The 14,154-nt window shown below is 69.7% G+C and carries 9 protein-coding genes and 1 pseudogene; 5 read left to right on the top strand and 5 right to left on the bottom strand.

Annotated elements, in window-relative coordinates; all coding sequences use genetic code 11:
* Nucleotides 1–37: 37 nt before the first annotated feature.
* The 4 genes from AC6I72_RS38010 to AC6I72_RS37995 all read right to left on the bottom strand — a co-directional run bounded on the left by AC6I72_RS38010 (nt 38) and on the right by AC6I72_RS37995 (nt 6,139).
* Nucleotides 38–1,180 carry a hypothetical protein gene (locus AC6I72_RS38010; protein ID WP_498006867.1) on the bottom strand — a complete coding sequence of 381 codons (1,143 nt, stop codon included), beginning with the start codon at nt 1,178–1,180 and terminating at the stop codon, nt 38–40.
* A 215-nt stretch (nt 1,181–1,395) separates the two neighbouring features.
* A complete protein-coding gene (locus AC6I72_RS38005) occupies nt 1,396–2,988 on the bottom strand; it encodes a hypothetical protein (RefSeq protein WP_498006866.1) in 1,593 nt (530 codons plus the stop codon).
* A 530-nt stretch (nt 2,989–3,518) separates the two neighbouring features.
* Nucleotides 3,519–4,004: a hypothetical protein gene (locus AC6I72_RS38000; protein WP_498006500.1), complete on the bottom strand. Its 486-nt coding sequence runs from the start codon at nt 4,002–4,004 to the stop codon at nt 3,519–3,521.
* Nucleotides 4,001–6,139: a hypothetical protein gene (locus AC6I72_RS37995; protein ID WP_498006499.1), complete on the bottom strand. Its 2,139-nt coding sequence runs from the start codon at nt 6,137–6,139 to the stop codon at nt 4,001–4,003. Before AC6I72_RS37995 ends, AC6I72_RS38000 begins: the two co-directional genes overlap by 4 nt.
* Before the next feature lie 938 nt (nt 6,140–7,077).
* Here AC6I72_RS37995 and AC6I72_RS37990 point away from each other — a divergent pair.
* The 5 genes and pseudogenes from AC6I72_RS37990 (at nt 7,078) to AC6I72_RS37970 (ending at nt 12,570) form a co-directional block, all read left to right on the top strand.
* Nucleotides 7,078–7,566 (top strand): hypothetical protein, encoded by a 489-nt coding sequence (locus tag AC6I72_RS37990; protein ID WP_498006497.1) that lies wholly within the window; start codon nt 7,078–7,080, stop codon nt 7,564–7,566.
* 43 nt (nt 7,567–7,609) lie between these two features.
* Complete coding sequence (locus AC6I72_RS37985; protein ID WP_498006495.1) at nt 7,610–8,344, top strand: hypothetical protein; 735 nt, start codon at nt 7,610–7,612, stop codon at nt 8,342–8,344.
* A gap of 715 nt (nt 8,345–9,059) precedes the next feature.
* Nucleotides 9,060–10,633: pseudogene (locus AC6I72_RS37980) on the top strand (TnsB C-terminal domain-containing protein).
* A 137-nt stretch (nt 10,634–10,770) separates the two neighbouring features.
* Nucleotides 10,771–11,409 (top strand): AAA family ATPase, encoded by a 639-nt coding sequence (locus AC6I72_RS37975; protein ID WP_498006494.1) that lies wholly within the window; start codon nt 10,771–10,773, stop codon nt 11,407–11,409.
* A 795-nt stretch (nt 11,410–12,204) separates the two neighbouring features.
* Nucleotides 12,205–12,570 (top strand): hypothetical protein, encoded by a 366-nt coding sequence (locus tag AC6I72_RS37970; protein ID WP_498006492.1) that lies wholly within the window; start codon nt 12,205–12,207, stop codon nt 12,568–12,570.
* A 1,380-nt stretch (nt 12,571–13,950) separates the two neighbouring features.
* On the opposite strand, the gene AC6I72_RS37965 is transcribed toward AC6I72_RS37970, so the two are convergent.
* The coding region (locus AC6I72_RS37965; protein ID WP_498006490.1) for a hypothetical protein at nt 13,951–14,154 on the bottom strand (204 nt) is incomplete at its 5' end.

Here is a 14,154-nt window from a genome sequence, read left to right as displayed (position 1 = left end):
CCCCCCGAAGGGGCAGCTTCACCGCGGCGGGCCCGCGTCACAGGGCCGGCTTCTGGTGCCGTGCGAGGAGGCTGGTGAAGAAGGACTCCAAGAGCTGCCGGCCGCCCGGTTCCTTCAGCTCCCAGCCGCCGAAGCGGTAGATCTCGTATCCGGCGAGCCTCAGCCGACGGTCCTCGGCGACCATCTCCGCGTACAGCCGCGGCGCCGCGGTATGCGTGATGCGCCCTTGCTCGTCGGGCGCGTTGGGCCGGCCGTAGTGCTGGACGCCGTCGACCTCGATGACAATGCGGGAGCGGTCCGGGGCCAGGAGCAGGAAGTCCATCCGCTGCCGGTACAGCGCGCCTGACTGCTTGCCGCTCTTGCGCGTGTAGGGGTCGTAGTGGAGGTAGACCTGGGGGATCAGCGCGGGCAGGTCGAGGCCACCTTCCTCGGCGTACCGGGCACAGTAGGTGATCATGAGGAGCTGCTCGGGCTTCGAGTCCAGCGACCGGTACAGACGCCGGTACAGGCCGTCGGCGGCAGTCTTCTCGTCGGCGCCGGGCTGGTGGTTTTTCTGCCACCAGGCGACCATCTGCCGCCAGGTGAGCCCGTGAGGGGGCAGGGGGTCGGTGAACACCAGGCACGTGTCGGCGTGACGGACGATCTCGACCTCGTTGTTCACCGCGTCCCGCAGCACGATCTCCGGCTTCACCCCGTCGGCTGCGAAGATCAGGTTCTTGAAGCTGCCCGACGGCCCCCTGGTGAACTGGGCTTCGTACTCCAGCTCCTGCAGGTTCTCCAGTGCGTCCCGCGTGGGGCCGAGGATCTGCTCGATGCAGTCCCGGCGGGCCTTCCAACCGCCGCTGCCGCTCATATCGTTGGCGCGCCAGTAGGTGCCGAACCCGCGCGGTCCGTCGAAGGTACGGAACGGCCAGGCGGGCGGCTCGAGGGCCAGGCGCTCCAGGACGGCGCGGTGCGCCTTGATGATCAGGGGCACGTTCTCGTCGTTCAGATGCCAGCCCTGGCCGTCGGTGCCGTGCGAGACGAAGTCGTGGTGCAGCAGCTGGGTCAGCGCGATCGCTACGTCTAGGTCGGTGTGCCCGGCCGGCGGACCGAACCGCAAGGATTCGACCAGTTCGATGTCGAGCACCCAGGGCTGCGCCCACCCGTCGCCGCTGCTGAAGAACGCCGTCAGCTCCATGTCCACCCCTGTCGTGATCCTCCAGGACAACGTCGGCCGCCGACAACGCGGCCGCCAGAGTCCGTCTCCCGCGGTCTTCTCATCTGCCTCCCGCGCCACCGTTCGCCTGGAAGCGGTGGGAGGGCTTGCCCGCCATGGCCGCGTCCCGTACGAGTGCCGGGCCGCCACGACCACTCCCCGTTCGTACCCGTGGGCCGGCGCGGCGGTCTCGCCTGTCAGCCTTCGGCGCCGCTGTCGCGCAGGGGCCCGAGATAGCGCACGGGCGGGAAGCGCTTGGCGACGCGCATCGTCACGGTCGCGTGCCCGTGCACGGCGAGGTCCCGCCGCGCCTCCTTCATGTTGAGGATCTTGTCCATCGTGTAGATCTCGGTGCAGGGCCCGAGGTCGATCTGCTGCTCGCCGAGGGTGAAGAGCATGCCCTGGTAGTCGGCGGTGACGCGGAACATCCCGGCGCGGATGTCGCCCAGTTCGTCGAGGGCGTCGATGCTGTCGACTCCCACGGACACGGTGCTGCCCCGCAGCACAGTTTTCTCACCGTCGAGAAGGGCGAGAATGTCTTTGACCTCGCGCGCATCGTGTCGGGTGAAGTTGTCGGGGACCGGGAAGAAGCGGCCCGTCCTGCTCTGCAGCTGGCTCAGGTCGTCGAAGGCGTCGGCCCACAGTCGGGCTTCGCCCGCATCCCAGCCCGCAGGCGTCATCCCGGTGCTGACCGGTGCCCGCACCCGGTCTGCCGGCTCGCCGGCGAAGGCGAGCTCCATGACATGACCGGCCGTGGCCTGGCTGAGCAGTCTGAGCGCGGGCACCAGCGTCTGCGGCATCGCCGCCTCAGGCGGCTGGAAGGTGAACTTCAGCTGGGCGGAGCGGTCGCGATGGCTGTAGCGCAGCCGCACGCGCATCACCCCGGTCATGTCGCTGCCGTACAGGATGCCGCCGTCCGAGCCGCTCACCCGCTGTGTGAAGCGCACGGGCAGGGAAGCGAGCGGAACACCCGAGGGTAGTTGGACCGCGACCTGCCCCTGCAGCGGCGGTGTCACCTCCTGCCGGGCCGAGGAGATGCGCACACCACCCACCGTGACGCGCTCCAGCCCCAGCTCTGCGGGACCCGACAGCGTGGACTCGGCGAGATTGTCCGCGCTCAGCTCCACCTCTCCGCCGAAGCGCATGACCTCCTCGAACCGCTGCCTTCGGCGGGCCTCCTGCGGGTCGTCCTCGGCGAAACGGACCGGGCCGGTGAGCCGGATCGCGCCCTGCCCGTCCGGGTCGGGCCCGCGGGGCGACAGGTGCACGACCGTGCGGCCGTCGGCATCCAGAAAGGTGTGCACCGCGTAGTGCGGGGAGATTTCCTGGACTCTCCCGTGCAGGGCGCGGGCCCGCTCGAGGTAGTCGCTGATCCCGCCGTGCAGCACGTCGCGCTCGGCACGCGCCTGGGCGATCCGCTCCAGGATGTAGTCGGCCGATTCCTGCAACGCGTAGCGCACCAGATCGGGATGAGCCGCGCACTTCTCGTCCAGCCAGCTGCGTCCCCGCCAGTGCCGCACGAATTCGAACTCGCCGCGCAGGCCGTCGAACCAGGCCTGCTCGGCAGGGTTCGGATCGATCGGTACGAGCAGATCCCAGTGATCCGGCTGGTGACGGGCCGCCGACACCAGAGACTTCCGTACCTGCTGGCGGCGGCCGGGCGTCATGCGGCCGGTAAACGACTTTGCCTCGTACACGACCAACTTGTCGTCGTCGGTGTACTCGAACAAATCCCGGCCGCCGTCACCGCCCGTCCCGTCGACCGGCTGCGCCTGCTCCCGTAGCCGCATCACCAGCAAGGTCACCAAGGACTCCGACAGCCGGGCGTTCTCGGCCAGCCTCTCCCACGGAACTCTCACCACAGGCCCACCCTACGAACCCCCACTGACACCACACCCTGCCCAGCGCGTCGAACTCACCATCCAGACGCCCCTTTTGGCCAAGGGCGCCACCGCGTCGGCAGCCGCCGGCCGGCTGTCCACCGGGACGTCGAAAGAGCGGCCACACCTGTCGCCGCCGACCGGGACGGGCCCGCCAGAAGACAAGGCGGGCCGGGGCCCTCCGCGGCCGGGGGACGGTGTCAGGAGGGGGACACGGGTTCGGCGTAGGCGGTGAGAACCGGTCGCCGGTGAGCTTGTGGTGCGCGAGCTGCTCACGGACGGCCTGCTCGTCCGCCAGCGGTCCGGGCTGGAGGCGAGCGCGGCCGCGTAGGCCGTTCGGGATGCCTCCCGGGCCGCCTGGAAGCAGCGGGCCGGGAGGCATCCCTTCACTGACGGCGCCTGGCCCTCCAAGCCGGCCACCGCAGGACAGCGGCTGTCTCCTACCGTGCCCGGACGGGCACGGAGATCAGCGTCGCGGGCGTCTGCGTGAGATCCACCCCCGGGTGGGCCGAGCCGTCCGCCGGGTTCAGCAGTCGGGCCGTCCACCCCTCGGCGACGCGGACCGCCTCCAGGCCGGTCCCGTCCGACAGCGGGAGCACGGTCAGCAGGCACCAGGAGGTCCGCCGGGACGCCCCGGCCGTGCGGTGGGCGTAGTGCTCGGCCAGCCGGTCGCCGACCGCGCCCGGGCCCTGGCGGCACACACTGCCCACGTACCGGCACCCACGGCGGTTGTCCCACGCGACATACACCGCGCAGTTCGCCGCCACCCGGCGGCGCACCACAGGCGGGCTGGCCCGGCACACCACCACCGGCGAGCCCGTGCGGCCCTCTGCGTCCGCGGGGAGGTCGAGCACCGGGCTCAGCAGCCGCAGGACCGGCCGCAGCGCCTGGCCGATCGCCGCCGGCACAGTCAGAGCCGTGCTCACTCGGCGTCCTCCTCGTCCCCGTCGATGTCCTCGTCGACCACGAAGATCGAGGGATCGGCCGGCCCGAACTTCGAGAGGATCCCGTCGAGCTGGCCCAGCTGCACCCGCAGCGCCGCGACGGCCTCGAAGGCACCGAAGACCTGGTTGCCGCGCTTCTGGCTCATACGGGCCAGGGCCCGCCCGGCCTTGGCCGCGCCAGTGATGCCCTGCTCAAGGAGCCGGCGCTGCCGCGCGTCCTCGGCCTCCGGCGCCTCCGACGTGACGTTCGTCTTGGCCTTGGCCTTGACGCGGTTCGTGGCGATGGTCTCCAGAGCCTTGACCGGGTCGGCGGCGTGGACGAGGTCCCACTCGTAGTCGAGGATCTCCTGCACACCGGACTTGTCCCGCATGGGCTCGCCGTCGTGGACCACCACGCCCTCGACCTTGCGGTCCTGGGTGTGGAACAGCTTCGGCAGCACGGTCGGGTCGGCGGCGACGTGGGCGACGGCGATGGAGTGCAGCATCTTCAGTCCGCCGGAGGTCTTCGACAGCAGCGTCAGGAGCTTGACCGGCGTCGCCCGGAAGGGCGCCGTGCGGCTGTCGCGGTCGGTGCCCTCCTTCGAGCCGCGGTCCCGCGTGATGTACCCGTCGAGGATCGCGGCGGTCCCGCCGAGCACGGTCAGCTCCGCGACGGCGTCCTCCTCGCCGACCAGGGCACGCTTGAGGACGTCGTCGAGCACCTCGAAGGCGTCGTCGCCCTTGGTCAGCTCCCACGGCTGCTTCCACACCCGGTCGGTGATCGTGCCGCCGTTGCCGAAGGCCCGCAGCGACTGCTCGATGCCCTCCTTGCTGCGGTAGGCCGACAGCGCCATAGGCGCCAGCCGCTCGCTGATCTGCTGACGGAAGGCCTTGCGCATCCCGAACTCCTGCTTGATCAGCAGGTTCATGGCGTCCGCGTGCGGTCCGGCGAGCACCGCGTGCTGGTGGACGGCAGCCGACCACAGCCGGTGCGCCGGCACCCCGAGCAGCTCATGCATAGCCGGCGTACCCACCGTCCCCGACAGCACCCGGTGCACGTCCGGGGTGACCAGGCCCTCGCGCAGGGCGTGCCGGTAGACCCGCTGCATGCCCTGCGTGTTCTGCGCCCCCAGCGTCCAGGCGGTGACGCGGACGTGCAGGGTGGCCAGCAGGTCGTCCCGCGCCGCCACCAGATCCGCCAGCGGCCCACCCCCGTCCGCCTGCGCGCCGACCACGACGGTGGCGGGGAAAACCAGCGTATGGCCATCGCGGCGCGTCGCCTCGGTCAGCGTGGGCACCGCCAGGTTCTTACGGGTCCGCTCCGTCAGATCCTTCACCCGCCGCCGCGCGGCCGCCTGCTCCGCGCGGCTGCGCCCGCCGGACCGCTCGGTGGAGCCGATGACGGAGGCGGTGCAGGCCGAGATCGCCTTCTCGATGTCGCCGCCGGTGCGCGCCAGCCACATGCTCACTAGCCGGCTGTTGCCGTCGCCCGCGACCAGGAAGGTGTCCCCGGTGCCGTCATCGAACACCACCCGCATGACGAACAGCGTCAGCGGCTCCTTCACTCCCTGCTGCAGCACACTCGACGTGTAGACGTTGTCGCCCTTCTGGGCCCCGTACGTCTTCCGCATGCTCTCGCCGACAGCCTTGGCCAGCGCCTTGCGGTCCGGCATGCGGACCGTGAAGACCGCGAGCGGCTTGCCGGTCTTCGGGTCGGCCACGGTCTCGTACGTCGGCACCACCGACGTGGACGGCGCCACGTCCATGGCCGTGTGCAACTGGTCCGCCCACCGCTGGTTGATGAAGTCCGGCAGGACGTCGAGGTCGAGGTAGCGGTAGTGCGGTGCCGTCACGTACAGCATCCCGCCGACGACCGGCTTGGCCGTCAGCAGGTTGATCGGCTCATGGGCCACGAGGGCCTGCAGCCGCTCCGGGTCCACCGCACCCGAGGTGACGGCGTTCGCCGCGGCCTCGTCCAGCGAGGCCTCGGGGTTCGCGAGCAGCTCCTTGCGGGTGCTGCGGAGCTTGGTCACCGGCAGCGGGTCCGCGACCAGCTCGGGGCGGCGCAGCAGGGGAGGCAGGTCCTCGTCGGGCTCCTGCCCGTCCAGGCCGTCGAAATCGTCGAACGAAGAAGTCACGATCTTGCCCTCCTGGGCATCGCGCGCAGCAGGAAATACCCGCGGGCAGAGCGTGAGCCACTGCCTCCACTGCGCGCCGTCCACAGGGGGCGGCGAGCGCCGTCACGCTCCACCAGCGGCTCATGTCTCCGCGATGTCCCGTGCCGACCGGCGTTCCACGGTCCTAGGCGAGCTGCTGGTCAGTCGGATCCCCAGGGGACCGAACTCCCGTCGACGACGGGTGCCAGCCGCTCTTCATGCCTCAGTTCGAACCCTGCGGCATGCAGTTCCATGTAGCCAGAGCGGTGCGCAGCCGACGACAGCAAGCCGCGCCGGCAGCATCCGATACTACGCCCATCTCCGCTTGGACCAAACGGATTTCGAAAGCACCGATCACAACCACCAGGACCGTCCGGTCAGTTCAGCAACGCCGTCTCCAACTCAAGTCAGGGTCTAGACCAATTGTCCGGGGGCCGGTTCATCAGACACGGCAAGCCCAGCGCGATCCCGGCGAACGCCCTGGCAGGATCCACCTTGTTCTGCCTCCGCCCGCCCGTGTCCCACACCCCGAAGTCCCGGCACCACCGTGATGTTGTCGGTTAGCCCCGCTGCGCGACCCAAGTTCATCCAGCGCGCGGATCTGTCCCACAGCGCGGCGAACCCCGGCACCGGCGTGCCCCGCGAGGTTCTTCCCGTCCCCGCCCGACCGGTATGACCAGATAGAACTGCCGCTCCCGCCCCGGGACCGGCAGGAAGGGAGTTGGACCGTGAACAGAATGCGGCGGCCCGGGCCGGAGGCCCACCCACCGGGCCCTACTGTGGCTGCTCATGACCGCCACAGCCCTGCTGGCCGCCCGGAGCCAGCAGTGGGCCAGCGCTCTCACCACGGCGACCGCCGTCTACGCCGTCGCCGGCCCGGACGGCGGGAGCCGGCTGTGACCCGCACTCCGCCCACCGCCGTGGAACTCGCCCTGGCCGCCGAAGTCGGCCGCTGCGGACTGACTGCCACCCCCCACCAGTTCGAACGCTGGCGCGCCAGATGCTGGCTACTTCCGACCAGCCAGTGGACCGACCCCGCAACTGGCGCGCTGCGCCCCGACATCGTCCACCGGGCTGCGTGGCTCGCCGCTCTCTCCAGGCCAGGCCGCAGCATCAGCTGGGTCGGCTGGACGTTCTGGGCGATCGACGACACTGAACAGACCGCCGCACTGCTGCGCCAGGCCCTGATCCGGACCATCCAACTGCCCCTGCGTCAGGCGGGCATCGCCCTGTTCCAGGTCCCGCAGGGCGACAGCGACACCGCCTTCGAAATCCGCCAGGACCTCGCTACCCGGATGCTGCAGGGGCGGCGCGCCATCGGAAGGGACCTGGACGGCCTCCTGCGCGCCCCACGCCGCCACCGCGGGCATCGCCCTGCCCGAACCCCGCACGGTACCCAACCCCTTTGACACCACGCTGATCCGCGTCGGTGCCCGGTTGCTGACCGGCGGCATGGCCGACGTCAGCCCCGAAGAACTCACCGATGCCTGGCGCAGCGTATGGGCCGACCCGCCCGAGCACCTCGACCGGATCACCGCCGCCCACCTCGCCGCCGACCAAGCCGGAACCGACCTACGCTGCCTCTCCCCGCTGGCACACGGACTGCCCGGGCTGGTCCGCGCCCTTGAACGGGTAGACGCACGCCTGCTGTGCGAGGCGGTCCGCGCATGCACCAAGGCCTCCTCCACCCTGATGAAGCTGCTCCTGGAACGCGCCGACGCCGAGATACTGACCGTGCTGATGGACGACGTGATGTGGGACCAGTGGGTGCGTGTCGGAGGCTTCGCCCCCACCAGTCGGCTGGGGGAGGCCGCGATCGCCCTGAGCACGATGCAGTACCTCCTCGTCCCTGACTGGGCCGAAGACCTCCACCGCTACCAAGACCGCATGGACCGCATGCTGGCCGCACCCATCACACCGACACCGACGGCCGTCCAGCGTGACAGGAGCTGCAAGGCGACATGCCACAAGCAGCCAAACACCCCAAATACCGTGACTACAGGAAGCGCGTCCCGTCAGCATCAAAGGAAATTCCATAAAGCTAAATTGACGCACCGTTCGCAGACAAAGGCCAGACCACCTGGCATTGATTGGGGAGCCTCAGCACCCAGGGCGGCCACCTGGGTTCACCTGGGCGACGCTCCCTCTCCTCGGTCCTGGAGGCTGAACTGGGCTGGTCTGGCCTGATGGAACGAGCCGGCCTCTATCTCCCCGAGACGCCTCGTGCCCACGGAGGAGGGAGACGATCTCTCGGAAGTTCCATAGTTTTTTGCTTCCTTAGCCCTTGTGCTACAGCCTTCACGATCCTTAAAGTGAGGACCTATTCCAGCGAGCCCGGATCCGGGGGAGCGATAACAGGCTGGAGCGCGCTGCTACTGACGTCCCTTCAGGAGTGCAAGAAGGAGATAGAAAACTGCCTCGCCCCTATGCAGCCAGCCCGAGGGATTCGCGGAGCGAATCCCGTTCTGGCCCGAATCGCGGAGCGAGTTCGGGCCCGGGGCTGTGAATGTGTGTGTGGGTGTCACTGGGGCTGCAGGTGATGTCACTGGTGCCGCTTTTTGGGGGCGTGCTCTGTCTGGCCTGGGGTGACGGGCTGTGAGTGGTGTCGATGAGGTGACGTCGTACCGGTGACGGCTTGCTGCAGTTTCACTGGTTGTCCGGTGTCGTCGGGCTGCAGCTCGCTGAGCGGGGCCGGGGGAGTGTAGCGCTCGGTGATCCTGCACGCTTCAAGATCTTTTATGTGCCCCCTGATGGCGTGAACTACCGGTGTTTTCAATGGTGTTGAGGGCGAGCCAGCCGTGACAGTGCCCGGTATGAACGAGCACGGGGCATCGAAGCCACCAGACACATGGCCTGGGTGGTCCAGCCGTAGCCGGGAGGACGCCCACCGGTGTCGCGGTTGTTGGGCCGGGAGCAGGCCGTCTCCAGGTTGTTGGCGTTGGATAAGACTGGTTCGCTGTCGACCGAGCACGCTCGGCTGGTCGCGTCGTCGGTGGGGGTGTCGCTGAGGACGGTGTGGCGGTGGCTTGAGGCCGCCCGCGTCGAGGGACGCACGGGACCGGCTAAGCGGTCTCGTTTCACGGTCACGCCTGAGCTGCATGCCCGTCTTGCCGCGTGGTGCGGGAACGCGGCCGCGGTGCACCGGGACCTGGTGGCCGAGCATGCCCAAGCCATCACCGAGGGCCGGGCAACCAGCGAGCTGCCGTCGTTGGCGACGTTGCACCGTGCGATCCGCCTCGACCTGAACGCCGGCCAGCGCGCCGCCCTGGCCGGGGGAGAACGCGCGAGGCGACAGCATGACGTTCATCTGCGCCGCCCGAAGCAGTGGCGGAACGCCTGCTGGGAAGCCGATCACAAACACATCCCCGTCGCCGTGCTCCTCGACGGCCAGCGAGTGTTCCCGTGGGTGACGTGGTTCATCGACTGCGCCACCAAGGCGATCACGGGGGCGGCCATTACTCCGCAACAGCCCTCCAGGGACGCGATCCTGGCCGCACTGCGCATGGCCCTGCAACGCGACAAGAACGACGAGAACACCGCGTTCGGCCCCATCGGGGGCCTGCCCGCCCTGGTACGCATCGACCGCGGTTCCGATTTCCTCTCCCACACCGTCGCCCAGGCCCTGGCGCGTTCGCTGTGCCGATCCAGGATCTGCCCGCCTACCGGCCGGAGCTGAAGGGCACGGTGGAGAACCTGAACCGCTGCGCCCAGCGCATGTTCTTCGCCGCCCTGCCCGGCTACACCCACGCCCCGACCGCCTCGGTACGCCCGGACACCACGCGGGGCGCCGTGTGCCGGTGGGCGAGTTGATGGAGTTCTCCGTGTTCGTCGAGCAGCTGCTGGAGTGGATCGCCTGGTGGAACACCGAACACTCCTCCCAGGCGCTGGCGGCCGTACGCCGCTTGAGGCGTGGCAGCAGGACCCCACCCCGATCCACGACGTCGATCGCTCCCTGCTGTGGGCGTTCACCCTCGAAAGACGACGGCCGTATCCGCACGCTGACCACCAGCGGTGTGCGGTGGAACAACCGATACTACGTGGGGAGTGGATGGCCGGCGGCGCGGACGCGGGCACGAAGGTCCGGGTGCGCTGCCTGCCGCACCACGACCACGAGATCGAGGTCTTCGACGCCACTACGGGCAAACACCTGGGCACGGCCCACCTGGCCGATGCGGCCACCGACGAGCAGCGCCGGGCGCTGCGCCGCAGCAAGGGACGCCGAGAAGCGGCGTCTGGCTCGCGCGCTGGCCCAGGCCTCGCGGCGTACCCGCCCGAAGTACGCGGCGGTGACCCGGGCCGAACAGCCCAAACGCCTGGCGCCCTCACCTCGGCCGAGGCCGACCAGCCCTGACCACAGCCCACCTGACCGATGCGGCGCAACTCGCCCTGCCCGACCTGATCCCACCCCCCACGGCGCCGAGCCACTGGCGCACCCCCGCTGCGCCACGCCCCACCAACGGGCCCGACCCAACGTAAGGAGGAACACCAGTGACCACCACCCTGCCCCCGGCCGAGGGCGACCAGTACCTGAAGCTGCCCGGCGCGCACATCGTGGCCACCCGCGCCTGCTCAGAGCACGGGAGAACCTCGCCGATACCATCGAGGCGAGGGCGATGATGTGCGTCTACGGCGGCGCGGGCTTCGGCAAGACCCTCTCGGTCAACACCTGCCTGCGCGAGCTCGAACCCGACGAGGAAGTGCGCCGGATCGCGTTCCGCTCCCGCCCTACCGCCCGCGCGGTGCGCCACGAGATCTTCGCCGCGCTCGACCTAGCCGGCACCCCGCCCGCGCACCCGTCGGAGTTCGACCACCTCCTCAAGGACGCACTCGCGGCCCGCCCGCGCACACTGATCGTGGACGAGGCCCAGTGGCTCAACTCCGAGGCCTTCGAGTACTTCCGCTACCTGTGGGACGACTACGCCACCCAGCTGGCCATCGTCTTCGTCGGCGGCCAGGGCTGCTACACCGTGCTGCGCAAGGAGCCGATGCTCGCCTCGCGGATCTTCATCTGGCAGAAGTTCTCCCGCCTCACCCCCGAGGAAGTCCTTGAGGTCATCCCGCTGTTCCACCCGGTGTGGGAGAACGCGGAACCCGACGACATCCTCTTCGCCAACACGCACGCCACCCACGGCAGCTTCCGCGACTGGGCCTGGCTGACCGCCCAGGTACGCCTCGGCCTCAAGCGCCTGGGCAGGCAACGCGTCGACCAAGAGGTGCTGCGCTGGGCCTTCGCCCGCCTGGGGGAGGCATGACCCCCACCGCCAGCAGCACGCACAGGTCCGCCTCGCCAGACCTCGGCCCGCAGCATTTCCTGTCGCTCCCCGGTGCCCGGACCGTCCCGGTGCCCGCCCTCGACGAGGTCGCCCGCGCTGTGGAGCAGACCATGGCAGAACAGGCCGCCATGTGCCTCTACGGCGACGCAGGCTGCGGCAAGACCCACGCCCTGCAGACTGCGCTCCTTCCCGCCCCGAACTGCCCGGCGACGTACGCATCTGTCATCTCAGCCCACGCCCTGCTCCGACCCCAACCGTCCTGCGCGCCGAACTGCTGCTCGCTGCCGGTCTCCCCATCCCGCCGACGCGGGACCCAGGCGTCCTGGACACCGCCTTGCGCACCCAGCTCGCCGCGCACCCGCACCTGCTGGTGGTGGACGAGGCCAGCCGCCTGACCACCGGCTGCGTCGAGTACCTCTGCTACCTCTTCGACGACCCCACCACCCAGCTCACCCTCATCCTCGCTACCAGCACCAAGGCTTCCGCATGCTGCGCCGCCAGCCTCTGCTGGCCACACGCACCACCCGCTGGCTGCAGATCCACCCGCTCACCCCCGGCGAGGTACGTCGCGCCATCCCGCAGCTCCACCCGCGATGGCGCGACGCGACAAGGACGTCCTCGACCGCCTCGACGCCCGTCACGGGCACGGCAACTTCCGCCGCTGGGCCCAGATCACCCACCACACACCTGCGCCTCGAACGCCACGCCTCGCCCCGGCAAGCGCCCTGCTGGAGACGACGCTCGACAGCTGTCTCCCGCCGCACGAAGACCTCGATGACACCCTCGACACCTCCGACGCCGCCACCCGTCACGCTGATCATCGACGTGGACGACGACACCCGCGTGCTCCAGGCGGCCCGGGCCAGCTCCGACCCCCAGGCCGGCCGTGTCACGGTCGACCTCACCCCGCACACGCCCCGTACCGCCTACCTGCCGCGGGACATCCTGCGCGCCCTGGGCCGTACCGACTACCAGTCCACCGCATCCGAGCCCATTACCGCCGCACCCGCCTGGCGGGCCGCGCCTGCTGGATCACTGTCCTGGGCATCCGCCACCTCGTCATCCTGCGCGCCCACCACCTCGCCGAGGCCCGCACCCGCCACATCGCCCAGCTACGCCAGGACACCGGCATCCACCTGATCCTGATCGCCAGCCGCCCACCCGTACCGTCGCCGCCCGGCTGCGCACCCGGCTCGCCCGCCACCACCTCGACCACGACCTGCAGCAGATCACCGACAGCTGCCAAGCCCTCGATCTCCTCGGCCCGCCCGCCCCACACCGCCCCCAGCCCGCCCCCGACCGCACCACGCCCCTGCCCGACCTGCCGCGCCTCCCGGTCACCACTTCCGCGCCGAACTGCGCCGCTGCCTGCCCACCGCGGACTTCGCCCGGGCCGATGCCCAGTACCGGGCCGGCCTGTACGCGGCCAGGACCTACCTCGCCCGCCATCCGGTCTGCCCGCCCAGCCGGACCTGGAGTTCTTCCTGTCCCGGCTGACGACCAGCAGCCCCAGCCCGCGCCACACCCTGACCCGGCTGCGCGGTGCCCAGGCCGGTTTCCTACGCGCCGGTCTCCTCCTGGACGTGCCCGACAGCCTCGACACGGCCACGGGGCCGGGCATCACCACACGCCCGTTCACTCCATATATGGCCCACCGCATCAGCCGGGCATCCCTCGCCCACCCCAACTAGCCGCACTGACAGCTCTGTTGACCACAGGAACCCACCCCGATGCCCTGTACAACACCCCCGTCGCCGCCCTCGACGAGCGCTGCACACGCCTAGCAGTCCCCGACGTCTGGCACCCCGAACACGGTTCGCCCACTCCACCACCACGCCGTGATCTACGCCGTCCCACCCCGCGCCCGCCCCGCACTGCGCACCGCTCTCTGCTTCCGCCGCTCAGAGCAGGCACAAGATCACTTCCTGCTGTTCAGTAGCTCCTTCGGTCCCCGGCTCACAGATCTGGCCCATGATGCCGCGGTGAACGTCCCCGCCCTCGGCCCCCTTCAGCCCGGCCCGACTGGCACCACCGCGCCCGCTGCACCCGTCCGAGGGCCGATGCCACCCCGCCGCCCGCATCGACCGACCAACATCGCCCACCCATCGAAGGGAACCTTCAACTCGTCCCTCGGCCAAGCCTGTTGAGCACGCACCAACGTGCCGATCTGCTCACCGCGATCGGTCCGCCGACCGACATCGCCCTGCCGCACGACCAGGCGGTCCCCGTTGTGGAGACCCTGCAGCATCACCTCGACCCCCGCCGTCCACTTGCTTCGGTCAGCGAGGACCTCCTGGCTGATCTCACGGGGCGGCGTCTGCTGGACCCCCTCTCGACTCCGCAGAGACCGATGCTTCATCCAGACCTGCTTTTCGCACTATCAATTGGGGCCGAGTAGGGGACCAGGAAAAGAAGTACCTTGAGGTAGAACTCGCGCAGAGATCCTCTCAACTCTCTCGATTTACAAGGAAGTTGATGACCAATCAGGTTGGCCAGGAACCAAAGAGCCAGAACATTCGTTCAGATTGAATCCCTGCCCGGACAGACCCCGTCCTGTCCCGTAGCCAGCCCCAGAAATTCGCGGAGCGAATTTCTGCAGGCCGAATTGCGGAGCAATTCGAGCCGTGGGCCAACGGAGTTGGCCACACCGGCGACGGAGTCGCCGGCCAGCAGCGCGGAGCGCTGCGATCCATCCGCCGCGTAGCGGCGGCGCGTCGTTCCGCC

It is taken from the genome of Streptomyces sp. Xyl84 (genome assembly GCF_059731885.1).
Note: the sequence above shows the minus strand (reverse complement) of the source record. Positions and strands in the feature narration are given on the sequence as shown.